At 54.1% G+C, this 22,009-nt stretch carries 21 protein-coding genes; 17 read left to right on the forward strand and 4 right to left on the reverse strand.

Annotated elements, in window-relative coordinates:
• Nucleotides 1-254: 254 nt before the first annotated feature.
• From hinT to E0L21_RS17750, 8 genes are all read left to right on the forward strand, one after another.
• Nucleotides 255-614: a purine nucleoside phosphoramidase gene (gene hinT / locus E0L21_RS17715; protein WP_020457459.1), complete on the forward strand. Its 360-nt coding sequence runs from the start codon at nucleotides 255-257 to the stop codon at nucleotides 612-614.
• 1 nt (nucleotide 615) lies between these two features.
• A complete protein-coding gene (locus E0L21_RS17720; protein ID WP_131411791.1) occupies nucleotides 616-990 on the forward strand; it encodes a YcfL family protein in 375 nt (124 codons plus the stop codon).
• A gap of 10 nt (nucleotides 991-1,000) precedes the next feature.
• Nucleotides 1,001-1,660, forward strand: a complete 660-nt coding sequence (lpoB, locus tag E0L21_RS17725) for a penicillin-binding protein activator LpoB (protein ID WP_131411793.1) — start codon at nucleotides 1,001-1,003, stop codon at nucleotides 1,658-1,660.
• Nucleotides 1,641-2,456 (forward strand): thiamine kinase, encoded by an 816-nt coding sequence (gene thiK, locus E0L21_RS17730; RefSeq protein WP_131411795.1) that lies wholly within the window; start codon nucleotides 1,641-1,643, stop codon nucleotides 2,454-2,456. The genes lpoB and thiK overlap by 20 nt, the downstream gene beginning before the upstream one ends.
• Before the next feature lie 11 nt (nucleotides 2,457-2,467).
• Nucleotides 2,468-3,493: a beta-N-acetylhexosaminidase gene (gene nagZ / locus E0L21_RS17735; RefSeq protein WP_131411797.1), complete on the forward strand. Its 1,026-nt coding sequence runs from the start codon at nucleotides 2,468-2,470 to the stop codon at nucleotides 3,491-3,493.
• A gap of 36 nt (nucleotides 3,494-3,529) precedes the next feature.
• Nucleotides 3,530-4,072, forward strand: a complete 543-nt coding sequence (gene ycfP, locus E0L21_RS17740) for an alpha/beta hydrolase YcfP (protein ID WP_131411799.1) — start codon at nucleotides 3,530-3,532, stop codon at nucleotides 4,070-4,072.
• Nucleotides 4,073-4,331: 259 nt separating this feature from the next.
• On the forward strand, nucleotides 4,332-5,636 hold the full coding sequence (locus E0L21_RS17745) for an NAD(P)/FAD-dependent oxidoreductase (protein WP_131411801.1): 1,305 nt from the start codon (nucleotides 4,332-4,334) through the stop codon (nucleotides 5,634-5,636).
• A gap of 195 nt (nucleotides 5,637-5,831) precedes the next feature.
• Nucleotides 5,832-6,371 (forward strand): glycine zipper 2TM domain-containing protein, encoded by a 540-nt coding sequence (locus E0L21_RS17750; protein WP_131411803.1) that lies wholly within the window; start codon nucleotides 5,832-5,834, stop codon nucleotides 6,369-6,371.
• 522 nt (nucleotides 6,372-6,893) lie between these two features.
• Here the strand turns inward: E0L21_RS17750 and E0L21_RS17755 are convergent.
• Nucleotides 6,894-7,529 (reverse strand): TetR/AcrR family transcriptional regulator, encoded by a 636-nt coding sequence (locus E0L21_RS17755; RefSeq protein ID WP_065368728.1) that lies wholly within the window; start codon nucleotides 7,527-7,529, stop codon nucleotides 6,894-6,896.
• Between the two features lie 244 nt (nucleotides 7,530-7,773).
• Between E0L21_RS17755 and bhsA the strand changes: the two genes are divergently transcribed.
• Nucleotides 7,774-8,031 (forward strand): multiple stress resistance protein BhsA, encoded by a 258-nt coding sequence (gene bhsA, locus E0L21_RS17760; protein ID WP_131411805.1) that lies wholly within the window; start codon nucleotides 7,774-7,776, stop codon nucleotides 8,029-8,031.
• 74 nt (nucleotides 8,032-8,105) lie between these two features.
• Here the strand turns inward: bhsA and ldtC are convergent, their stop codons facing one another.
• The 3 genes from ldtC to E0L21_RS17775 all read right to left on the reverse strand — a co-directional run bounded on the left by ldtC (nucleotide 8,106) and on the right by E0L21_RS17775 (nucleotide 13,864).
• The gene (ldtC, locus tag E0L21_RS17765; RefSeq protein ID WP_131411807.1) at nucleotides 8,106-9,071 is read right to left on the reverse strand and encodes a L,D-transpeptidase LdtC; all 966 of its coding nucleotides are present in this window, start codon (nucleotides 9,069-9,071) and stop codon (nucleotides 8,106-8,108) included.
• A gap of 160 nt (nucleotides 9,072-9,231) precedes the next feature.
• Nucleotides 9,232-12,678, reverse strand: coding sequence for a transcription-repair coupling factor (gene mfd, locus E0L21_RS17770; RefSeq protein ID WP_131411809.1), 3,447 nt, complete (start codon nucleotides 12,676-12,678; stop codon nucleotides 9,232-9,234).
• A gap of 112 nt (nucleotides 12,679-12,790) precedes the next feature.
• The gene (locus tag E0L21_RS17775; RefSeq protein WP_131411811.1) at nucleotides 12,791-13,864 is read right to left on the reverse strand and encodes an acyltransferase family protein; all 1,074 of its coding nucleotides are present in this window, start codon (nucleotides 13,862-13,864) and stop codon (nucleotides 12,791-12,793) included.
• A 293-nt stretch (nucleotides 13,865-14,157) separates the two neighbouring features.
• Between E0L21_RS17775 and lolC the strand changes: the two genes are divergently transcribed.
• The 8 genes from lolC to E0L21_RS17815 all read left to right on the forward strand — a co-directional run bounded on the left by lolC (nucleotide 14,158) and on the right by E0L21_RS17815 (nucleotide 22,006).
• Nucleotides 14,158-15,357: a lipoprotein-releasing ABC transporter permease subunit LolC gene (gene lolC, locus E0L21_RS17780; RefSeq protein ID WP_131411813.1), complete on the forward strand. Its 1,200-nt coding sequence runs from the start codon at nucleotides 14,158-14,160 to the stop codon at nucleotides 15,355-15,357.
• On the forward strand, nucleotides 15,350-16,051 hold the full coding sequence (gene lolD / locus E0L21_RS17785) for a lipoprotein-releasing ABC transporter ATP-binding protein LolD (protein ID WP_131411815.1): 702 nt from the start codon (nucleotides 15,350-15,352) through the stop codon (nucleotides 16,049-16,051). The genes lolC and lolD overlap by 8 nt, the downstream gene beginning before the upstream one ends.
• Nucleotides 16,051-17,295 carry a lipoprotein-releasing ABC transporter permease subunit LolE gene (gene lolE, locus E0L21_RS17790; protein ID WP_131411817.1) on the forward strand — a complete coding sequence of 415 codons (1,245 nt, stop codon included), beginning with the start codon at nucleotides 16,051-16,053 and terminating at the stop codon, nucleotides 17,293-17,295. The genes lolD and lolE overlap by 1 nt, the downstream gene beginning before the upstream one ends.
• Before the next feature lie 35 nt (nucleotides 17,296-17,330).
• Nucleotides 17,331-18,242 carry an N-acetylglucosamine kinase gene (gene nagK, locus E0L21_RS17795; protein WP_131411819.1) on the forward strand — a complete coding sequence of 304 codons (912 nt, stop codon included), beginning with the start codon at nucleotides 17,331-17,333 and terminating at the stop codon, nucleotides 18,240-18,242.
• 14 nt (nucleotides 18,243-18,256) lie between these two features.
• Entirely contained in the window at nucleotides 18,257-19,078 is an 822-nt protein-coding gene (gene cobB / locus E0L21_RS17800; RefSeq protein WP_131411821.1) for a Sir2 family NAD+-dependent deacetylase, read from the forward strand.
• A 165-nt stretch (nucleotides 19,079-19,243) separates the two neighbouring features.
• Nucleotides 19,244-20,005, forward strand: a complete 762-nt coding sequence (locus tag E0L21_RS17805; RefSeq protein ID WP_131411823.1) for a MipA/OmpV family protein — start codon at nucleotides 19,244-19,246, stop codon at nucleotides 20,003-20,005.
• Nucleotides 20,005-20,691, forward strand: a complete 687-nt coding sequence (locus tag E0L21_RS17810) for a response regulator transcription factor (RefSeq protein WP_131411825.1) — start codon at nucleotides 20,005-20,007, stop codon at nucleotides 20,689-20,691. The genes E0L21_RS17805 and E0L21_RS17810 overlap by 1 nt, the downstream gene beginning before the upstream one ends.
• Nucleotides 20,660-22,006 carry an ATP-binding protein gene (locus tag E0L21_RS17815; RefSeq protein ID WP_131411827.1) on the forward strand — a complete coding sequence of 449 codons (1,347 nt, stop codon included), beginning with the start codon at nucleotides 20,660-20,662 and terminating at the stop codon, nucleotides 22,004-22,006. Before E0L21_RS17810 ends, E0L21_RS17815 begins: the two co-directional genes overlap by 32 nt.
• Nucleotides 22,007-22,009: the final 3 nt, after the last annotated feature.

A 22,009-nucleotide genomic window follows, 5' to 3' on the forward strand; every position in this document is an offset into this window, starting at 1 on the left:
ATAATTTTTATGAAAACGCGAATGCGAAATATACGCATTCATTGAATGAATGTAAACGGATGTAATATTGATTATTGAAATGCCATTTCACCGCCATGCGGCTTAAACGCGAGCGGTTTGCACGCCAGGAAAGCCGGAAAGGTGAAAGAAAAACAGCGTTTTGGTTGAAACAACAAGAGAATCTCGATCATACTCTAGGGCACGTAATTGACGACGGCTGCGGGCTGGCTCCGCGTACATAAAAGGAAAACGTCATGGCCGAAGAAACCATTTTCAGTAAAATCATTCGCCGCGAAATTCCCTCGGATATTGTTTACCAGGACGAACTGGTTACCGCTTTTCGCGACATCTCTCCGCAGGCTCCAACACATGTCCTGATTGTGCCAAACATCCTGATTCCAACCGTGAACGACGTGACCGAAGCGCACGAGCAGGCGCTGGGTCGCATGGTGACTGTTGCGGCGAAAATCGCCCGTGATGAGGGGATTGCTGAAGACGGTTACCGTTTGATCATGAACTGTAATCGTCATGGCGGGCAGGAGGTTTATCATATTCATATGCACCTGCTCGGCGGGCGCGCACTGGGGCCGATGCTGGCTCATAAAGGTCTTTGATATGACGAACGGGCGTGTCGCATTATGGCTGACAGCGCTAATGCTGGCGGGGTGCAGTTCACGTCCAACGATCCCGGTCGCCGACGACCAGACGTTAGTGATGGAATCGAGCATTCTGGCGTCCGGGATTATTGCGCAGCCGCCGACGTTAAGTACGCAGGAACTCCAGCCTTCCGCGTTTTCACAGTTGTTTAATGAAAGACAGCAGCCCGTTACCGTGCATTATCGTTTTTTCTGGTATGACGCCAGAGGTCTGGAAATGCACCCGCTGGAAGCGCCGCGAACCGTCACGATTCCGGGGAATTCGGGCGTGACGCTGTATGGCAGCGCCAACTATTTGGGTGCGCACAGCGTCAGACTTTATCTTTACCTGTAAGGGGTGACTCTTGATTAAAACTATTGGACGCTACGCGCTACTGACAACCCTGGCCGTGCTGCTTGCGGGCTGTATTAGCGATCAGCAACCCGCACCGGTTGATCAGGCGGGTGGGGCAGGCGCACCGCAGCAACCCACGCCGGTGCAGCCGCAACAACCGGTACCGTCGGTGCCTTCTGTCCCGACGCTCCCGCAGCAGCAACCGGGCCCGATTGAGCACCAGGATCAGACGGGACAACCCGCGCCGCGTGAACGTCATTTTGACTGGAACAGTGCCGTTCAGCCGATGGTTGGCAAAATGCTGCAGGCCAGCGGCGCTAACGCAGGAAGTGTGCTGTTAGTGGACAGCGTAAATAATCGAACCAACGGTTCCATCAACACGGCTGAACCGACGGGTGTCGTGCGCAACGCGTTAGCCAATAACGGTAAGTTTACGCTTGTTACCGAGCAGCAACTGGCGGTAGCGAAGCAGCAACTGGGGCTTTCTCCACAAGACAGCCTCGGTACGCGCAGTAAAGCCATCGGTATTGCCCGTAACGTCGGGGCGCAGTATGTGCTCTACTCCAACGCGACCGGGAATGTCAACGCACCGGCGCTGCAAATGCAATTAATGCTGGTACAAACCGGCGAAATTATCTGGTCGGGTAAAGGTGCGGTTCAGCAACAATAAACAGACGCGTGACGAGGTGTTGTCACGCTATTTTCCGACCTATACTCCCGTCGCCAGACAGAATAGCGGGCTCAGCGGCGGGAGTTGTCTTATTAGCGATGGGCGGCATACGCTGGTGCTGCGAAAAAGGCACAGTGCGACATCATCGCCTTTTCTGCGCCAGTATCGCTTACTCCGTCGTTTGCCAGCGTCTATTACGCCACGTCCGCGCTTATTTACCGGCGAGTGGATGGCCGTCGATTATCTACCCGGTGAGGTCTGCGCCGAGCTGCCGCAGGCGGGGGAACTGGTGCCGTTACTGTATGATTTACACCGACAGTCTCTATTTGGCTGGCGGATAACATTATTGCCGCTGCTTGAAGGTTATTGGCAGCAGAGTGCACGCTCGCGGCGTACGCCATTCTGGCTGCGGCAGTTAAAACAGCTGCGTCAGCAAAAAGAGCCTGTGCCGCTACGACTGGCTCCGTTACATATGGATGTCCACGCTGGAAACCTGGTGCAGAGTGATTCGGGTTTGCGTCTGATCGACTGGGAATACGCAGGCGACGGCGATATCGCGCTGGAATTGTCAGCAGTATGGACGCAAAACGAAGCGCAACGGCAGGAACTGGTGAATCGCTATGCGCAACAGTCTGCCATCAATCCCGCTCAACTGTGGCGCCAGGTCAGGCGCTGGCGTCCGTGGGTATTGATGCTAATGGCTGGCTGGTATGAGTGCCGCTGGCAGCAAACGGGCGATCAACAATTTATTACGCTGGCGAATGAAACATGGTGTCAGTTAGTGACAAAAGAATAAGAGAGGAAAATGTGGGCCCAGTGATGTTGGATGTGGAAGGGTACGAACTGGATGCGGAAGAACGCGAGATTCTGGCGCACCCGCTGGTTGGCGGCCTGATCCTCTTTACCCGTAATTATCACGATCCCGAACAATTACGTGAACTGGTGCGCCAGATCCGCAGTGCTTCGCATCATCGTTTGGTGGTGGCGGTCGATCAGGAGGGCGGGCGCGTGCAGCGCTTTCGCGATGGCTTTACCCGCTTGCCCGCCGCACAATCTTTTGCTGCTTTGCGTGGGCTGGAGGAAGGCGGTCGCCTGGCGCAGGAGGCGGGTTGGCTAATGGCCAGCGAAATGATCGCGATGGATATCGACATCAGTTTTGCCCCGGTGCTGGATGTTGGGCATATCAGCGCGGCGATTGGCGAGCGTTCGTATCATGAAGACCCGTCGAAAGCACTGGCTATGGCAACGCGTTTTATCGACGGAATGCACAGCGCTGGGATGAAAACCACCGGTAAACATTTTCCCGGACACGGAGCGGTCACGGCCGATTCCCATAAAGAAACGCCACGCGACCCGCGACCACAAGGCGAGATCCGCGTACATGATATGACGATATTTCGCAGCCTCATTGAGCAAAACAAACTCGATGCGATTATGCCCGCGCACGTGATCTATACCGATGCGGATCCGCGTCCTGCCAGCGGTTCGCCGTATTGGCTGAAAACCGTATTACGCGGTGAATTGGGTTTTAACGGCGTTATTTTTTCGGACGATTTATCAATGGAAGGCGCGGCGATTATGGGCAGTTACGCCGAACGTGGCCAGGCATCTCTGGACGCCGGTTGCGATATGATCCTGGTCTGTAATAATCGTAAAGGCGCAGTAAGCGTGTTAGATAACCTGTCGCCGATCAATGCACAACGTGTTACGCATTTGTATCATAAAGGTTCATATTCTCGTCAGGAGTTGATGAGTTCAGCGCGCTGGAAGGCTGCCCATAAAGAGCTGGAACAGTTGCATATGCGCTGGCAGGAGCACAAAGAAGCTCGTTAATTCCTGCGGACGCGATGTCGAAGTGGTGAGGATACAATGATTATCTATTTACATGGTTTTGACTCAAACAGCCCCGGCAACCATGAAAAAGTGTTGCAACTGCAATTTATTGATCCGGATGTGCGTCTGATCAGTTACAGCACGCGTCACCCGAAGCATGACATGCAGCATCTGCTGAAAGAAGTGGATAAAATGTTGCAGCTTAATATTGATGAGCGTCCGCTGATTTGCGGTGTTGGCCTTGGTGGTTACTGGGCCGAACGCATCGGTTTCTTGTGCGATATCCGTCAAGTGATCCTTAATCCTAACCTGTTCCCTTATGAGAATATGGAAGGGAAAATTGACCGCCCGGAAGAGTATCAGGATATTGCAACCAAATGCGTTTCCAACTTTCGTGAGAAAAACCGCGATCGCTGCCTGGTGATCCTCTCGCGCCAGGATGAGGCACTGAATAGCCAGCGTTCAGCCGAGGAGTTGCACCACTACTACGAAATTGTCTGGGACGAAGAACAGTCTCATAAATTCAAGAACATCTCACCGCATCTCCAGCGTATTAAAGCCTTTAAAACCCTCGGTTAATCCCCCCTTCCGGCAGGTTATCTAACCTGCCGGTGTTATTTTTATCTTTGCGTTTCGCCGGGCATTGTTTTGTCTATTGACTACACTTGCTCATCTTTTAAGCATCAAAACTTGATGCACATCAATTTTGGTATGACCATTGAACCGTTCGTGTTATTCTCGGCGTCAATATCAGGTTGCAGGCACGTAACCTGTTGTTAAATAAAGGCTATTTTTATAACTTTTAATTAACAATTGGTTAATATTTTAGGGGGTCACGTTGACTACACCATTAAAGAAAATTGTAATTGTAGGCGGTGGTGCTGGTGGTCTGGAACTGGCGACGCAGTTAGGTAAAAAGCTTGGCCGCGGCAAAAAAGCGAAAATCACGCTTGTTGATCGTAACCATAGCCACTTGTGGAAACCGTTACTGCACGAAGTGGCAACCGGTTCGCTGGATGAAGGCGTCGATGCGCTGAGCTACCTGGCGCACGCGCGTAATCACCATTTCCAGTTCCAGCTCGGTTCTGTCGTCGATATTAATCGCGAAAGCAAAACCATTACGCTTGCTGAACTGCGTGATGAGAAGGGCGATTTACTGGTACCGGAGCGTAAACTGGCCTATGACACGCTGGTGATGGCGCTCGGCAGTACCTCGAACGACTTCAACACCCCGGGTGTGAAAGAGCACTGTATTTTCCTCGACAACCCACACCAGGCGCGCCGTTTCCACCAGGAGATGCTTAATCTGTTCCTGAAATATTCGGCGAACCTTGGTGCTAGCGGCAAAGTCAACATCGCCATTGTCGGCGGCGGGGCAACCGGTGTTGAACTCTCTGCGGAGCTGCACAATGCGGTGAAACAGCTGCACAGTTATGGTTACAAAGGCCTGACAAACGAAGCGCTGAATGTGACGTTGGTTGAAGCCGGCGAACGTATTCTGCCGGCGCTGCCACCACGGATTTCTGGTGCTGCGCATAACGAGTTGACCAAAATGGGCGTGCGCGTGTTGACCCAAACGATGGTGACCAGCGCCGATGAAGGCGGTCTGCACACGAAAGAGGGCGAATACATCAACGCCGATCTGATGGTGTGGGCGGCGGGTATTAAAGCGCCGGACTTTATGAAAGAGATTGGCGGGCTGGAAACCAACCGTATTAACCAACTGGTGGTCGAGCCAACATTGCAAACCACCCGCGATGCGGATATTTACGCCATTGGTGATTGCGCTTCTTGCGCGCGCCCGGAAGGCGGTTTTGTACCGCCGCGTGCGCAGGCAGCTCACCAAATGGCAAGCCTCGCTCTGCATAACATTCTTGCGCAGGTCAAAGGTAAGCCGCTGAAATCTTACGTCTATAAGGATCATGGCTCGCTGGTTTCACTGTCGAATTTCTCGACTGTGGGTAGCCTGATGGGCAACTTGATGCGTGGTTCGATGATGGTTGAAGGCCGCATTGCGCGCTTCGTGTATATCTCGCTGTACCGTATGCACCAGGTCGCGCTACATGGCTATTTCAAAACTGGCTTGATGATGCTGGTCGGCAGTATTAACCGGGTGATTCGCCCGCGCCTCAAATTGCACTAACGCTATTCTGCTCCCTGCGGCTTTATCTGCCCAGGGAGCAGCATATCCCCCTGTCGGTGGCGTTAAACCGCTCGGATAACTCTGAATGTCGCTATTTTCATACCTACTATCCCTCTTTTTACGCTCTTTCTGATTGGCTTCCTTACTTGCGAAGTTGCAAAATTGTTACCAATAGCAACCAGGGAGAGAATCCTGATGAATAAATCAATGTTAGCGGGTATCGGTATTGGCGTGGCCGCTGCACTGGGCGTTGCCGCAGTTGCCAGCCTGAACGTGTTTGAGCGTGGTCCTCAGTACGCGCAAGTGGTTTCTGCGACGCAAATCAAGGAAACGGTTAAAACGCCACGTCAGGAGTGTCGAAATGTGACAATGACGCATCGTCGCCCCGTACAAGATGAAAACCGTATTACCGGTTCTGTTCTTGGCGCAGTAGCGGGGGGCGTACTGGGACACCAGCTTGGTGGCGGTCGCGGTAAAGATGTTGCTACTGTGGTCGGCGCATTAGGTGGTGGTTATGCGGGTAATCAGATTCAGGGTGGGATGCAAGAAAGGGATACTTACACCACCACTCAGCAACGTTGCAGCACCGTGTATGACAAAAGCGAAAAAATGCTTGGCTATGACGTGACGTATAAAATTGGTGACCAGCAAGGAAAAATCCGCATGGATAAAGATCCCGGTACGCAAATTCCGCTGGATGGCAACGGTCAGCTTGTTTTGAATAACAAAGCGTAAAACAGAAGTACTCTGCATGTTGGCTCCTCATCGCTCAGGCTGAGGAGCCTTTTTTCATTAAAAAAGCCTCACATTTCTGCAAGGCTTTAATCAATTAAATAAAGTCATGTTGGCGAACCAGCAGCAGGCCTGTTATCACAATTGAGATAAACGCAAACAGTACTGAACCACCCAACAAAACCCACAGACCAAATAATAATGTTATTACTATTAACACTTTAATGAATGGTAATAGCAAAATCATCTCCATTTTCCTTCTGCATGTGTTAAGCACAGGTAAATACCCTTTATCCTCGAAAGTCGTTCAATACAGCACTTAGGGTGAGAGCAAAGGAAAGTAAGTACGCAGTTGCATCATCATGATGCTCATTATTTGTATCACCCGCACTAATCATTAGCCGCGCAATAATGACAATTAAGAATAGCAAAGCAGGGGGAAATGCTGATAGGTTTTACCTATTATTGAAATGTGATATCTCTATCACAGAGGCGAGATGAGACGGTTTCCCGTCTCATTTTTTTTCAGGCTTTGATCAAATCCGGCCACAGCCGCAGGGTGGTTTGAATAATTTGCAGAAGTTTTTCACAACTCGCGCCTTCACGCGCGCTGATGGACATACCCTGCAAAATACATCCTAAAAACTGCGCTAATGCGAGCGTGTCAACTGCTTGTGGAATTTCACCGCGTAGCTGGCGAGCTGTGAGGAACTGACGTAGCGTCTCTTCCTGCTGCGCGTGTCGCGATTTTATGGTGTTCGCAATCGCCTGTGACGATGCCGCCAGCGTCGCCGAAGTGTTGATCATAAAGCACCCAGCGGGCGTATCCGTGCTGGTAAAACACTTGGCCACGGCGGTGAAGTAATCCCGCAGCGCACTTTCCACAGATTTTTCTTCGCACAACAACTGTGCTTCGTGCTGACGCGCGAACCGGGTGATGTAACGATCGAGGACGGCGCGAAACAGCCCCTCTTTATTGGTGAACTCGGCGTACAGCGTCGGCGCTTTCGCGCCGGTCGCTTCGACGAGATCGGATAATGATGTGGCTTCGTAACCATGTTGCCAAAATAGCGTCATGGCTTTGTCGAGCGCCGCTTCCCTGTCGAACACTTTCGGTCGGCCACGGCTTTTTTTGGTGCAACTGCTGACTTCACTGGTCATATCGCCGCCTAACCTTTGTTAGTTTGTTGAATGACCATTATAAAAATAATTACGGCAGATAACCAGCAGCAAATCAGCACATATTGATAAATCATATCTTTATGAATTTTAAATGAATTTAATTTTATTTAACGATCATTATAAAAATTCATTGACGCATGATGCAGATCACATCTACGATTTGTATATCAATCGTTAATTTAATGTTTAACGACATCCTTCATCTGCATCCAGGAAAGACATCATGAAAAATATCACTGCGCTGTTTACCGCTGCTGTACTGAGTTCTCTCTCTTTCGCCAGCTTCGCTGCCGTTGAAGTGCAATCTGCTCCGGCAGGCCAGCAAGAAGTCGCGACCGTTGGTGTGCGTGCAAATTCCAACCTCGCCTCTGTTGAAGATGAACTGGCACAGAAAGCCGATCAGATGGGCGCGAAATCGTTTCGCATCACCTCTGTGACCGGCTCCGATAACCTGCACGGCACTGCTGTTCTCTACAAATAAGCGCAACACGACGCTATAGCTATAAAAAAGGCCCCGCGAATTATCGCAGGGCCTTTTTTACGTCGGTAGGGCAGTTACATCACCTGTGGCGCATTTTCAGTCTGGCGGGAGATATCGACCGGCATCCCGGAACGCACTTCCATCACATGATTCATCACTGCTGCATCACTACGCGCATCATCTTTAAACGCTTGCATCGCGCCATTCAGCACGATGGGTAACGTTTTGGGATCATCGTTAATCGATTTCGATAGCGGCTGATGCACTTCAACCAGCCGCCTACCATCAGGCTCAACTGACGCTTTGATTGGCGTATTGATGATATTCACTGGCGTACCCGGGGAAACCTGGGCAAACAGGTTAGAAATGTCCTTGTCACGCAGGCGAATGCAGCCAGAGCTAACGCGCATACCGATACCGAAATCTGCGTTAGTACCATGCAGTAAATAGACGCCACCAAACGCGGCAAGGCGAATGGCATGGTGTCCCATTGGGTTATCCGGTCCGGCAGGCATCACCGCTGGCAGATCAATTCCCTGTGCTTTGTAGCGTGCACGAATATTCGCGGTGGGTGTCCAGGTCGGGTTCGCGCGTTTATCAGAAACCGTTGTGACCATGGTTGGTGTCAGCGTATCGCCACCCAGTTGACCAATGCCGATCGGGTAAACAGTGACTTCGTTTTTACCCGGCGGATAGTAATAGAGGCGCAGCTCGGCGAGGTTGATCACAATGCCTTTGCGCGGCACATCGGGTAGCAGCGTTTGCAGCGGAATGGTCAGTACGCTGCCCGCGCGCGGGACATACGGGTCAATACCCGGGTTGGCCTGCAAAAGTGCAAGGAAACCCACATTGTATTTTTTGGCAATCGCCTCCAGTGAACCGCCGTCGTTCTGCACGACATGAAAACGGTTCTCGCCAACGAGGCGACTGCCGGAAGGAGGTAAAGGCCAGGTATTAGCCTGTGCAGGTAGAGCAAGAGCGACAGTGGCAGCGGCGGCCAGCAGCGCGAGCCAGTGAAGGAAACGCGACGTTTTAATCATTACCATAATCCATGTAAATCATAAGGTTATTGCTATAAAGCTGTGTGATGGAATTATGGTAGGTCTGCGTGTAGGGAAATCCTGGAATATTGCAAAATATTTGTAAATGTTGAGGGAAGTAAAGGAGCCGGGTCGTGCGACCCGGCCTGGAGCATTTTTATCAGGCTACCGCGTTTTCGCCGAGCTGCTGCATAAAGTTACGAACCCAATCCATACGCGCTTTGCGCTCACTCAGGTCTTGCATAAATTTCAATCGCGTTGGGCCGTCCAGTCGGAAGTGTTGCGGTTGTTTCTGCAGTAAGCCAATCAGCCACGCCGGGTTGACATGGTTTTTCTCGTTGAACTCAATCATGCCGCCTTTCTCATTGCCTTCGAGCTTGCGGATCCCCAATTTTTGCGCCTGCTGGCGCAAGCGGGCGATATCCAGCAGGTTCCGCGCCGCATCTGGCAACAAACCGAAACGGTCAATCAGCTCGACTTTAATCTCCTCCAGCGCGTTCTCATCTTTGGCGCTAGCGATGCGTTTATAGAAGGACAAGCGCGTATTGACGTCAGGAATAAAATCATCCGGCAACAGCGAAGGCATACGTAATTCAACTTCTGTTTGCTGGCTGGTGAGATCTTCCAGTGATGGTTCACGGCCCGCTTTCAGTGCATCGACCGCGTTTTCCAGCAGCTCCATATAGAGCGAGAAACCGATGGTTTCCATCTGCCCACTCTGATCTTCGCCCAGCAGTTCACCCGCGCCGCGAATCTCCAGATCATGCGTTGCCAGCGCAAAGCCCGCACCTAAATCTTCCAGTGAGGCGATGGCCTCCAGACGTTTTTGCGCATCGGTGGTCATGGCTTTAGGATGCGGCGTCAGCAACCACGCATAGGCCTGGTGGTGTGAACGTCCAACGCGCCCGCGCAACTGGTGTAGCTGGGCAAGGCCAAAGTGATCGGCGCGTTCAATAATGATGGTATTGGCGGTCGGAATGTCGATCCCGGTTTCAATAATGGTGGTGCACACCAACACATTGAAACGTTGATGGTGGAAATCATTCATCACCCGCTCCAGCTCGCGTTCACGCATCTGCCCGTGCCCGATGGCGATGCGCGCTTCCGGCACCAATTCCGCCAGCCTGCCTGCGGCTTTCTGGATATTTTCCACGTCGTTGTAGAGATAGTAGACCTGCCCACCGCGCAGGATTTCACGCAGCATCGCCTCGCGGACCACCAGGCTGTCGTACTCGCGTACAAAGGTTTTTACCGCCAGACGGCGCGCGGGTGGGGTTGCAATAATCGACAGATCGCGCATACCGCTCATCGCCATATTCAGCGTACGGGGGATCGGTGTGGCGGTCAGCGTCAGGATATCCACATCGGCGCGCATCGCTTTAATACGCTCTTTGTGACGTACACCGAAACGGTGCTCTTCATCGACAATTAACAGACCGAGATCCTTCATTTTGACATCGCTTTGCAGCAGCTTGTGAGTGCCAATCAGAATATCGATTTTCCCTTCTGCGGCCTGCTCCAGGATCTGCGCTTGCTCTTTGGCGCTGCGAAAGCGCGAAAGCATTTCAATACGCACCGGCCAGTTGGCGAAGCGATCGCGGAAATTATCGAAGTGCTGCTGAGCGAGCAGGGTGGTGGGTACCAGCACCGCCACCTGCTTATTGTTTTCAACCGCAAGAAACGCCGCGCGCATCGCGACTTCGGTTTTACCGAAGCCGACATCGCCGCACACCAGCCGGTCCATTGCCAGCGGCTGGCACATATCGCTGAGCACTGCGTTAATGGCCTGCGCCTGATCCGGCGTGGTTTCAAACGGGAAACTGTCGCAGAAAAGTTGGTACTGCTCTTTGTCATGTTTAAAAGCGAAGCCCGCTTTGGCTGCGCGCTGAGCGTAAATATCCAGCAGCTCAGCGGCAACATCGCGCACTTTCTCCGCCGCTTTTTGCCGCGCGCGCGACCAGGCATCGCTCCCCAATTTATGCAGCGGCGCGTTCTCTTCCGCACCGCCTGCGTAGCGGCTGATTAAATGCAGCGACGAAACGGGCACGTACAATTTGGCATCACCCGCGTAGGTCAACATCAGATATTCACCTTTGATGCCGCCCGCTTCCAGCGTGGTCATTCCGGCATAACGTCCCACGCCATGCTCCAGGTGCACCACCGGCTGGCCGTCATGCAGCTCGGCGAGGTTGCGGATCAGGGTATCCGGGTTAATGGTGCGTCGCGTGTCCTGACGGCGACGGGCGACGCGCTCACCGAGCAGGTCGCTTTCACAAATCAGCGCCCGGCTGCGCAAGGTATCGATAAAACCGTGTTCTGCTGAGCCGATCATCAGATATGCGCCAGGCGCTTCGGCTTCGTCGAGACGCATGATGCGCTTCGGCGCAACTTTGATGCGCGCCAGCAGTTCGATTAACGCTTCGCGGCGGCCTTCACTTTCGACGGAAAACACCACCGGTCCGCCGAACGATTCCAGAAACTTACGCAGGTTATCGAGCGGTGATTTCTGCTGCGCCTGTACCGCCAGATCCGGTAACGACTGGTAGCCCAGGTTAACATGCGCGGCTTTGTCGGACAGATGTTCGGTTTTCAACTGGATCCGCGGCCATTTCTTCAGCTCGCTGTAGAACTCATCAACGCGAAGCCACAGCATTTCTGGCGGCAGAAGAGGGCGCATCGGATCGACGCCACGGTTCTCAAAACGCGCCTGCGTTTCCTGCTGGAAGCGTTCGGCACTGTTTTCCAGATTACCGGTGTTGACCAGCAACGTATTTGCCGGGAAATAGCTGAACAGCGGCGGCAGCGGCTCGCTGAAAAACAGCGGTTGCCAGTACTCGATCCCGGCAGGCAACGTACCTTTGCTGACTTGCTGATAGATATGTTCTGCGTCGCGTTTGACCTCAAATTTATCGCGCCACTGGCTACGGAACAGCTCAATGGCGTTTTTATCGGTCGGGAATTCGTGCGCGGGGAGCAAGTTAATCGCCTCGACTTCTTCCAGCGTGCGCTGCGTATCAGCGTCGAACAGTCGTAAACTGTCGATTTCGTCGTCGAAAAAGTCGAGACGGAAGGGCTGCTCACTGCCCATCGGAAAGAGATCGAGCAGCGCGCCGCGCGTGGCATATTCCCCATGCTCCATTACCTGATCAACATGGCGATAACCCGCGCTATCAAGCTGGTTGCGCAGCTCATCGCGCGATAAGCGTTGCCCCTTTTTCATCACCAGCGCATGGCCATGCAGGTAACTGTGCGGGCAAACGCGCTGCATCAGCGTATTCACCGGAACAATCAGCACGCCGCGCTGCATGGAGGGCAGTTGATATAACGTCGACAAGCGGGAAGAGATAATTTCCTGATGTGGCGAGAAGCTGTCATATGGCAGCGTTTCCCAGTCGGCAAGGTTCATCACCAGGTTATCGGTAAATTGACCAATCTCATCCTGCAAGCGCAGCGCGTTTTGCATATCCGGCGCAATCAGCACGACCGGGCCAGGATGGCGCTCAATGATTTCCGCAACTTCGGTGGCGCAGGCAGCACCTGTCAGTTCGCCAAACTGGCGCTGGTCGCCTGCTTTGACAGGCAGGGAATAACGGTATTGTTCAGGCATGGGGATATCAAGATCTCGTTATGGATATGCCCCCGTTATGGGGGCATATCCCTGATACGCAATACCATTATTATCTGTGATTAGGCGGCTTTAGCCAATACAACGCGCAGGATTAACGCGCTTGCACCGTCGTGAGATGTTTCGTTGGCGGCGTGAAAAAGAGATCAGCGAACAGCGCCGACGACACTTTTCGCACCATCAGCCCAGCCAGCGTACAAATCAGCAACGTGGCGAAAGGATAGACTAACAGCAGCGCCAGTTCGACTGTTTGCGGCCACGCGCCCGCGTTCATCGGTTTGAGCAGCGCAAGGCTGATGGCTTCAATCAGAATGCGATGCGTGGTGTAAATCGCCAGCGTATTAGAGCCGACCACGTTCAGCAGGCTCTTTTCGTCGGGTGGAAAACGCTGCTCCAGCATCTGGAATAAACGCATAATGCCCACGATGGAAAGCAGGCACAGCGGCAGTGGCATATTGAACATCCACAGCCCGAAAGCCACCACGGCCGCCAGCGCGAACAGCAACCCGTAACGGCGGATCGACACGGTTTTGACCCACTCCATTACGCTTGCCCCATACCAGGCGCCGAGCGAATAGAAAATCATATTGCGCACCACGCTATTCATCCCCCACCACGGCAGCGGCAGGTAATTAATCGCCAGGCTTGCCAGGATCATCAGCGCTAATACCGGCACTTTCCAGTTGCTAAGCAGTTTACAAAGCGTGAAATAGACCACCAGCGCATAGAGATACCACAAGCTGGTGCTGGCGGTGAGCATGCCCTGAAGGAACTCGCGCCAGTTCTCCGCGTAAGCCGCGTTGGCGGCATTACTCAGATCGCGCTGCGGCGCAAGCCAGTCATTAATCTGGCTTAGACCAGCCCATTGCAATACGCCCCACAGCGCCAGCACATAGACGATGCTCCAGATACGCTTATCAAGCGTATCTTTCCACGGTACATCGTCTATATAACGGCGAATGAGATAGCCGGAGATAAAAAAGAACACCGGCATACGAAACGGCGCGAGGTAAAGGTTGAAGTAAATCCAGCACTTAGAAAGGGTTTGCGACCACGGGTGCTGAAAAGTAGAAAGATGCGGGTAAAACGTGATGACTGAGTGATAAACCACGACCAGACAAATACATAACCCCTTGATTTGATTAATCCATAATGCTTTCTGTTTCATTAACATTGTTGCCTGTTTTGCCAAAATTCTGGCCGTTGATCCTGGTCATGCTGGAGGGCGATGTATTGGGGAAGTGTCTGTATTTGTTCATTTTCGGATTAAGGTGAGGGGGAGTTAACGGTCAACAGCCGTACAAACAAACGGAAATGCAAACTGGCCGATGGTTGTTTATTGGTTTGATTTCACGGAATTTTTCCGTATATGTCTGACGAATACTTACCGTTTCACTCATTTACGCTCTGTGCTTTCGCTTATATACTCCTCACTCTGCTATCAGCAACCAGACGGATTTCATGTACCAGCCTGTCACTCTTTTCATAGGCCTGCGCTATATGCGCGGGCGCGCAGCGGACCGCTTTGGCCGCTTTGTCTCCTGGCTGTCAACCATTGGCATCACCCTCGGTGTAATGGCGCTGGTAACGGTGTTATCGGTGATGAATGGCTTTGAGCGCGAGCTGCAAAACAACATCCTGGGGCTGATGCCGCAGGCCACCCTTACCACGCAAAATGGCTCATTGAATCCAGAACAGCTCCCGGCAAGTCAGGTCAAATTGCAGGGCGTAACGCGTATTGCGCCGCTCACCACAGGCGATGTGGTGTTACAGAGCGCGCGCAGCGTTGCGGTGGGTGTGATGATGGGCATCGATCCGGCGCAAAACGACCCGCTGACACCGTACCTGGTCAATGTCAAACAAAGCGACCTGCAAGCGGGTAAATACAACATTATCCTCGGTGAGCAACTGGCCGGGCAATTGGGTGTGAACCGTGGCGATCAAATTCGCGTGATGGTGCCGTCCGCCAGCCAGTTTACGCCGATGGGCCGTTTGCCCAGCCAGCGCTTGTTCACCGTGGTCGGCACGTTTGCTGCGAACAGCGAAGTCGATGAATACCAGATGCTGGTCAATATTGACGACGCCTCGCGCCTGATGCGCTACCCGGCAGGAAATATTACCGGCTGGCGTTTGTGGTTGAGCGAGCCGCTGAAAGTCGATGTGCTCAGCCAACAGAAACTGCCGGAAGGTACCAAATGGCAGGACTGGCGCGACCGTAAAGGCGAACTGTTCCAGGCCGTGCGGATGGAAAAAAATATGATGGGGCTGCTGTTGAGCCTGATCATTGCCGTTGCGGCATTCAATATTATTACCTCGCTCGGCCTGATGGTGATGGAAAAACAGGGCGAAGTGGCGATTTTGCAAACCCAGGGCTTAACCCCACGTCAAATCATGGCGGTGTTTATGGTACAGGGGGCCAGCGCCGGGATTATTGGCGCGTTGCTGGGTGCCGGGCTGGGCGCGCTGCTCGCCAGCCAGTTGAATAACCTGATGCCCATTATCGGCGCCTTCCTTGATGGTGCCGCCTTGCCGGTGGCAATTGAGCCGCTGCAGGTCATTGGTATTGCGCTGGTGGCGATGGCCATCGCGCTGCTCTCTACGCTTTATCCTTCCTGGCGCGCCGCCGCCACTCAACCCGCTGAGGCTTTACGTTATGAATAAGATCCTGTTGCAATGCGACAACCTGTGCAAACGCTATCAGGAAGGCAGTGTGCAAACCGACGTACTGCACGATGTCAGCTTTAGCATGGCGGAAGGGGAGTTAATGGCGATTGTCGGCAGTTCCGGCTCCGGCAAAAGTACGCTGTTGCACCTGTTGGGCGGGCTGGATACCCCGACCTCGGGCGATGTGATTTTCCGTGACCAGCCGATGAGCAAACTCTCCTCGACCGCCAAAGCGGAACTGCGTAACCGGGAGTTAGGCTTTATCTACCAGTTTCACCATCTGTTGCCGGACTTTACCGCGCTGGAAAACGTGGCGATGCCGCTGCTGATTGGCAAAAAGAAACCGGCAGAAATTAATGAGCGTGCCCGGGAAATGCTACACGCGGTTGGGCTTGAACATCGCGCCAGCCACCGTCCTTCAGAGCTCTCCGGCGGTGAACGCCAGCGTGTGGCGATTGCCCGCGCGCTGGTCAACAACCCGCGCCTGGTGCTGGCGGATGAACCAACCGGGAACCTGGATGCGCGTAACGCGGACAGCATTTTCGAACTGCTGGGCGAGCTGAACAAAATGCAGGGCACCGCGTTTCTCGTGGTGACACATGATTTACAACTGGCGAAACGCATGAACCGCCAACTGGAAATGCGCGATGGTCGCCTGAACACTGAAGTCACCCTGATGGGGGCCGAGTAATGGCCTCCCCCCTCTCTTTATTGATTGCGCTGCGTTTTAGCCGGGGCCGCCGCCGTGGCGGCATGGTCTCGCTGATTTCGGTGATCTCCACCGTTGGTATCGCGCTGGGCGTAGCGGTGCTGATTGTCGGATTAAGTGCGATGAACGGTTTCGAACGTGAGCTGAACAACCGCATTCTGGCAGTAGTACCGCACGGTGAAATCGAACCGGTGAATCAGCCGTGGACTAACTGGGATACGGCGCTGGAAAAAGTGAAAAAAGTGCCGGGCATTGCCGCCGCTGCGCCCTATATTAATTTTACCGGGCTGGTGGAAAGTGGTGCGAACCTGCGTGCGATTCAGGTGAAAGGCGTTGACCCGGTGCAGGAAACGCAGCTCAGCGCCTTGCCGAAATTTGTACAGGGTGACGCCTGGCAAAATTTTCGTGCCGGTGAGCAGCAGATCATTCTCGGTAAGGGCGTGGCCGATGCACTGAAAGTGAAGCAGGGCGATTGGGTTTCTATCATGATCCCCAACTCCGATGACGCGCATAAACTGCTGCAACCCAAACGCGTACGTTTGCATGTAACGGGTATTCTGCAACTGAGCGGCCAGCTTGATCACAGCTATGCGATGATCCCGATGCAGGATGCGCAGCAATATTTGGATATGGGCGGCAGCGTCACCGGTATCGACATCAAAGTGAATGATGTGTTTAACGCCAACAAACTGGTGCGCGACGCCGGTGAAGTGACCAACAGCTACGTCTATATCAAAAGCTGGATCGGTAAGTACGGCTACATGTACCGCGACATTCAGATGATCCGCGCCATCATGTATCTGGCGATGGTACTGGTGATTGGCGTGGCCTGTTTTAATATTGTCTCGACGCTGGTCATGGCGGTAAAAGACAAGAGTGGCGACATTGCTGTGCTGCGTACTCTCGGGGCGAAAGATGGGCTTATTCGCGCCATTTTCGTCTGGTACGGTCTGCTGGCGGGCCTGCTTGGCAGCATCAGCGGTGTGGTGATCGGCGTTGTCGTGTCGTTGCAATTGACGCCAATCATTAACGTGATTGAAAAGCTGATAGGCCATCAGTTCCTGTCGGGAGATATCTACTTTATCGATTTCCTGCCATCGGAGCTGCACCCGCTGGATGTTGTCTATGTGCTGGTGACCGCGCTGGCGTTGAGTCTGCTGGCAAGTTGGTATCCGGCGCGCCGGGCGAGCAATATTGATCCTGCAAGAGTGCTGAGCGGGCAGTAATTCCGCGTGGAACGGGCCACAACGAAGGAGTGGCAATGAATTACGGATTTGATATCGGCGGCAGTAAAATCGCGTTGGGCGTCTTTGACGCCAACCGGCGCTTACAGTGGGAAAAGCGCGTCGCTACCCCGCACGAGAGCTATGAAGCGTTTCTGCGCGCCATTGCCGAACTGGTTGCCGAAGCGGATGCGCATTTTGATGTGAAAGGCAGCGTTGGCATCGGCATTCCCGGCATGCCGGAAACCGCCGACGGCACGTTGTATGCCGCGAATCTTCCCGCCGCCAGCGGTCAACCGCTGCGCGCCGACCTCACTGCATTGCTTGAACGCAATGTGCGTATCGACAACGACGCCAACTGCTTTACGCTCTCCGAAGCCTGGGATGACGAATTTCGTCAGTATCCGCTGGTGATGGGGTTAATCCTCGGTACTGGCGTTGGCGGTGGGCTGGTGGTCAATGGTAAATCTGTCCCTGGCCGTCGCTTTATCACCGGTGAGTTTGGCCATATCCGCTTGCCGGTCGATGCGCTGGGGCTGATGGGCTTTGATTTCCCGCTTACCCGCTGCGGCTGCGGAAAAATCGGTTGTATTGAAAACTATCTCTCTGGTCGCGGTTTTGCGTGGCTGTACAGACACTTCTATCATCAATCTTTGTCAGCGCCGGAAATCATTACGCGCTGGGAACAGGGCGATGCGAAGGCGCTGGCGCACGTGGAACGTTATGTGGATCTGCTAGCAGTGTGTCTGGGCAATATTCTGACCATCGTCGACCCGGATCTGCTGGTGATTGGCGGCGGCTTATCGAATTTCAGCGCGCTGACCCGGCTGTTGCCCGCGCGCATTGCGCCGCATCTGTTACCGGCAGGCGATGTTCCGCGTATCGAACGCGCGCGCCACGGCGATGCCGGCGGGATGCGCGGCGCGGCCTTTCTTCATCTCACTGACTAATCTGAGAGGATGCTATGCAATCGCGACGTTCACATCATCTCAGCCGTTTTCGCCGCAACAAACGCCGTTTGCGCGAGCGCTTACGCCAGCGAGTTTTTTTCAGAGACACAATGGTGCCAGACGTAATGGAAAAACCAAGAGTCGTCGTTCTGACGGGAGCGGGCATTTCCGCTGAATCCGGTATTCGAACCTTCCGCGCGGCAGACGGGCTGTGGGAAGAGCATCATGTTGAAGATGTCGCGACGCCGGAAGGTTTCGCCCGTAACCCGCAACTGGTGCAAACCTTCTATAATGATCGGCGCAGGCAACTGCAACTGCCAGAGATTGTGCCGAATGCCGCGCATCTGGCGCTGGCGAAGCTGGAGCAGGCGCTGGGCGATCGCTTTTTGCTGATCACGCAAAACATCGACAATCTGCACGAGCGCGCGGGCAATAAAAACATTATCCATATGCACGGCGAACTGCTGAAAGTGCGTTGCTCGCAGAGCGGGCAGGTGCTGGCGTGGACGGGCGATGTCACTCACGATGATAAATGCCACTGCTGTCAGTTCCCGGCACCGTTGCGCCCGCATGTGGTGTGGTTTGGCGAAATGCCGCTGGGGATGGACGAGATTTACAGTGCGCTGGCAATGGCGGATGTGTTTATCGCGATTGGCACATCCGGTCATGTCTATCCGGCTGCCGGGTTTGTGCATGAAGCGAAACTGCAAGGCGCGCACACTGTAGAGCTGAACCTGGAGCCCAGCCAGGTTGGCAGCGAGTTCGAAGAGAAACATTACGGGCTGGCAAGCCAGGTTGTGCCGGAATATGTCGAAAAGCTGCTGAAAGGGCTTTAACCATCAACGCCATCCTTTTTTAGCGAAGAGGATGGCGGTTTAGCGCGCTTTTTACTGATCTGTTCGCCACGCGCCAGCTTGTGACTATCGTGAAAATCTCCGGTAAGTTCCCCGTAAGACAATGACCCTGATGATAGCGTTTCCACCGCTAACAGGAGCATCATCATGGTTGTTGTGCCACGTTGTGTTGTCGCAGCAAGTCTCGTGTCTGTTGTCTTTACCGCCCAGGCCGAAGAACCGCCGGTTTGGGGAATTGGCGTCGGCGTCATTAGCACGCAAAAACCTTACCAGGATAGTGACCGTCAGTACACTCCGATCCCCGTACTGCACTATGAAAACCGTTATTTCCGCTTTTTAGGCACGGCGGCTGAAGTTAAATTGCCCGCGCTGCAACTCAGTGAAACCCAACAGCTCAATATCGGTCTAATAGCCCGTTACGATGGCGCAGGCTATTCGTCCGATGATGCCGATATCCTGAAAGGGATGGACAAGCGCAAAGGGGGATTCTGGGGCGGGGCGGGCATCGAGTGGCAAAATTCGGTGGTGAATCTGTTTACCGACTGGACGCATGATCTTTCCGGCAATAGCAGCGGGCAGCGTTTACGCCTGGGCGCAGAAAAAAGCTGGCATCTGAGCGAGCAATTTACGCTGACGCCGCGCCTGGTGGCCAGCCGTTATAACAGCAGCTATGTCGATTACTACTACGGCGTGCGCAGCAGTGAAGCACGTCCGTGGCGGCCTGCGTACCGTGTGGATGCTGCTATTAACACCGAAATTGGCGTACGCAGCCTGTACGCGTTCAATGAGCATCACTCGCTGATGGTTGATGTGGAAATGACGCTGCTGGCGTCAGACATTAAGGACAGCCCGCTGGTGGACAGGACTAACGAAAATCGCATCTTTATGAGTTATATGTACTATTTCTAATGAGCCGAATATTACTGATTGAAGATCACGACCATCTGGCGCGTCTGATTGCCAAAGGGCTGGCGGTGGCGGGGATCGCGGCGGATATCGTTGGGCGCGGCGATGCGGCCTGGACGGCAATAGCGCAGGTCACCTACCAGGGGCTGGTGCTTGATCGCGGCTTGCCCGATGGCGACGGTCTCCAGTTGTTGCATCGCCTGCGCCAGGCACAGGTTGCGATCCCGTGTTTGATCCTCACCGCCCGTGATGCGCTGCACGATCGCGTAGAAGGGCTGGAGGCCGGTGCAGATGACTATCTTGCCAAGCCGTTTGCCATGGAGGAGCTGGTGGCGCGTGTACGTGCTTTGTTGCGCCGTCCGGCGCAAAGCCAGCCGCTGCAACCGGCGTGGGGTGATTTAACCCTCTCGCCGGAAGCCAGCATCATGCAGTGCGGCGAACAGCATATTGCGTTGGCACCTGCCGAGCTGCAAATCATGTTAGCGCTGGTGGGAAAGCAGGGCGGCGTCGTGCGCCGCAGCCGGATGGAAGCCGCCGGATGGGGCTTAAGCGATGCGGTGACGCCGAACGCGCTCGACGTCGCGCTGCACCGGTTAAGGCGCAAGTTAGCGGCGATTGGTTCGCGCTTGCAGATTGTTAACCTCAGAGGATTGGGCTATGCCATCCGGGAAAAAACGTTGGCTGAATAGCCTGGCGCTGAAGATCCTGCTGGCGTTTATCGCTGGCGCGCTGCTGAGTATCGCGTTGCTGGTGCTGTCTGGCAGGGTGGTGAAAGAGCGCTTACCGGGGATGGATCTTTCTGACTACACCCACAGACTGGCTCAGGAATTACAGTTTGATTCGCGCGGACAGCCGACCGGGTTCAACAACGGCGACCAATATCCCCTGTGGATCTACCAAAGCATCACCGATGATGTGGCTTATCGCGTGCTGGATGACGAAGGGCGAGTCGTGCTGATGTCACCTGGCGCGCAGCACTGGCCGACGCTGACACCGCAAGTATCACGAGAGTTTAAATTCACGCTTAACGGCATGATTTACGATGGCGCGACCGAACCGTATGTTCTTGCTGGAAAAACGTGGTGGATCCAGATGGCCGCCAGCTCGCGCATTATCGATTTTCTGCATCGCGGTTTCGCCTTACCGTTTATCCGCTTCGGTATTGAGTTGTTCAGCCTGGTGTTGCTGGTGGTGTTTGGGCTGTGTGCGTGGGTGACGTTGAAATATTCCCTGAAACCGCTGCGTAATGTTTCGACGGAGGCGGCGCTTATCTCACCGCGATCGCTGGATGCTCGCCTGCAAACGCACGGTGTGCCGACAGAGATTTCCCCACTCATCGACAGCTTCAACCAGGTGCTGGCTCGGCTGGAGAAAGGGTATCGCAATCAGCAGGATTTCCTGGCGAAGGCGGCGCATGAGTTAAAAACGCCGCTGACGCTGATACGCGCAGAAGTAGAATTGATGGATCAACAACTCGATGCGCGCGAACCGCTCTTGTTGCAGGTCGAACATCTGGCGCGCCAGGTTCAGCAGTTATTACTGCTGGCTGAGGCCAGTGAACCACTTAGCTACCAGTTTGCTCAGGTTGATGTGCAGGCGGTTGCCCACGATAGTGTGCAGTTTCTCCAGCGCATTGCCGCAGACGCACAGGTGTCGTTGACCTTATCAACGGCAGACGATCCGCTACGCTGGCGCGCCGATCGCGGGGCGTTATTCACCCTGCTCAAGAATCTGATCGAGAACGCTATCCAGCACGCGCCGCCCGGTACGGTAGTGCAAACAGTCGTTAGCGAAAACGGGTTTACGGTGCGCGATGTCGGGCCGGGCGTGGCAGAAACCGAGTTGCCATTGCTGTTTTCGCGCTTCTGGCGCGGCGCGCATCGACGCGATAGCGGGGCGGGATTGGGGCTGGCGATTTGCCATGAAATTGCACTGGCGCACGGCTGGACGCTGCAAGCGGAAAATGCCCGTCCTGGGTTGATCCTGACGGTGTCGACCGGGTGAGTT

The sequence above is a fragment of the Kosakonia quasisacchari genome, assembly GCF_004331415.1.
Classification (GTDB): domain Bacteria; phylum Pseudomonadota; class Gammaproteobacteria; order Enterobacterales; family Enterobacteriaceae; genus Kosakonia; species Kosakonia quasisacchari.

What these genes read in the sequence shown, in the direction of transcription:
- hinT (WP_020457459.1), top strand. Translation starts at nt 255, where the DNA reads ATGGCCGAAGAAACCATTTTCAGTAAAATCATTCGCCGCGAAATTCCC.
- E0L21_RS17720 (WP_131411791.1), top strand. Translation starts at nt 616, where the DNA reads ATGACGAACGGGCGTGTCGCATTATGGCTGACAGCGCTAATGCTGGCG.
- ycfP (WP_131411799.1), top strand. Translation starts at nt 3,530, where the DNA reads ATGATTATCTATTTACATGGTTTTGACTCAAACAGCCCCGGCAACCAT.
- E0L21_RS17750 (WP_131411803.1), top strand. Translation starts at nt 5,832, where the DNA reads ATGAATAAATCAATGTTAGCGGGTATCGGTATTGGCGTGGCCGCTGCA.
- E0L21_RS17755 (WP_065368728.1), bottom strand. Translation starts at nt 7,529, where the DNA reads ATGACCAGTGAAGTCAGCAGTTGCACCAAAAAAAGCCGTGGCCGACCG.
- bhsA (WP_131411805.1), top strand. Translation starts at nt 7,774, where the DNA reads ATGAAAAATATCACTGCGCTGTTTACCGCTGCTGTACTGAGTTCTCTC.
- ldtC (WP_131411807.1), bottom strand. Translation starts at nt 9,071, where the DNA reads ATGATTAAAACGTCGCGTTTCCTTCACTGGCTCGCGCTGCTGGCCGCC.
- mfd (WP_131411809.1), bottom strand. Translation starts at nt 12,678, where the DNA reads ATGCCTGAACAATACCGTTATTCCCTGCCTGTCAAAGCAGGCGACCAG.
- E0L21_RS17775 (WP_131411811.1), bottom strand. Translation starts at nt 13,864, where the DNA reads ATGAAACAGAAAGCATTATGGATTAATCAAATCAAGGGGTTATGTATT.
- lolC (WP_131411813.1), top strand. Translation starts at nt 14,158, where the DNA reads ATGTACCAGCCTGTCACTCTTTTCATAGGCCTGCGCTATATGCGCGGG.
- lolD (WP_131411815.1), top strand. Translation starts at nt 15,350, where the DNA reads ATGAATAAGATCCTGTTGCAATGCGACAACCTGTGCAAACGCTATCAG.
- lolE (WP_131411817.1), top strand. Translation starts at nt 16,051, where the DNA reads ATGGCCTCCCCCCTCTCTTTATTGATTGCGCTGCGTTTTAGCCGGGGC.
- nagK (WP_131411819.1), top strand. Translation starts at nt 17,331, where the DNA reads ATGAATTACGGATTTGATATCGGCGGCAGTAAAATCGCGTTGGGCGTC.
- cobB (WP_131411821.1), top strand. Translation starts at nt 18,257, where the DNA reads ATGCAATCGCGACGTTCACATCATCTCAGCCGTTTTCGCCGCAACAAA.
- E0L21_RS17805 (WP_131411823.1), top strand. Translation starts at nt 19,244, where the DNA reads ATGGTTGTTGTGCCACGTTGTGTTGTCGCAGCAAGTCTCGTGTCTGTT.
- E0L21_RS17810 (WP_131411825.1), top strand. Translation starts at nt 20,005, where the DNA reads ATGAGCCGAATATTACTGATTGAAGATCACGACCATCTGGCGCGTCTG.
- E0L21_RS17815 (WP_131411827.1), top strand. Translation starts at nt 20,660, where the DNA reads ATGCCATCCGGGAAAAAACGTTGGCTGAATAGCCTGGCGCTGAAGATC.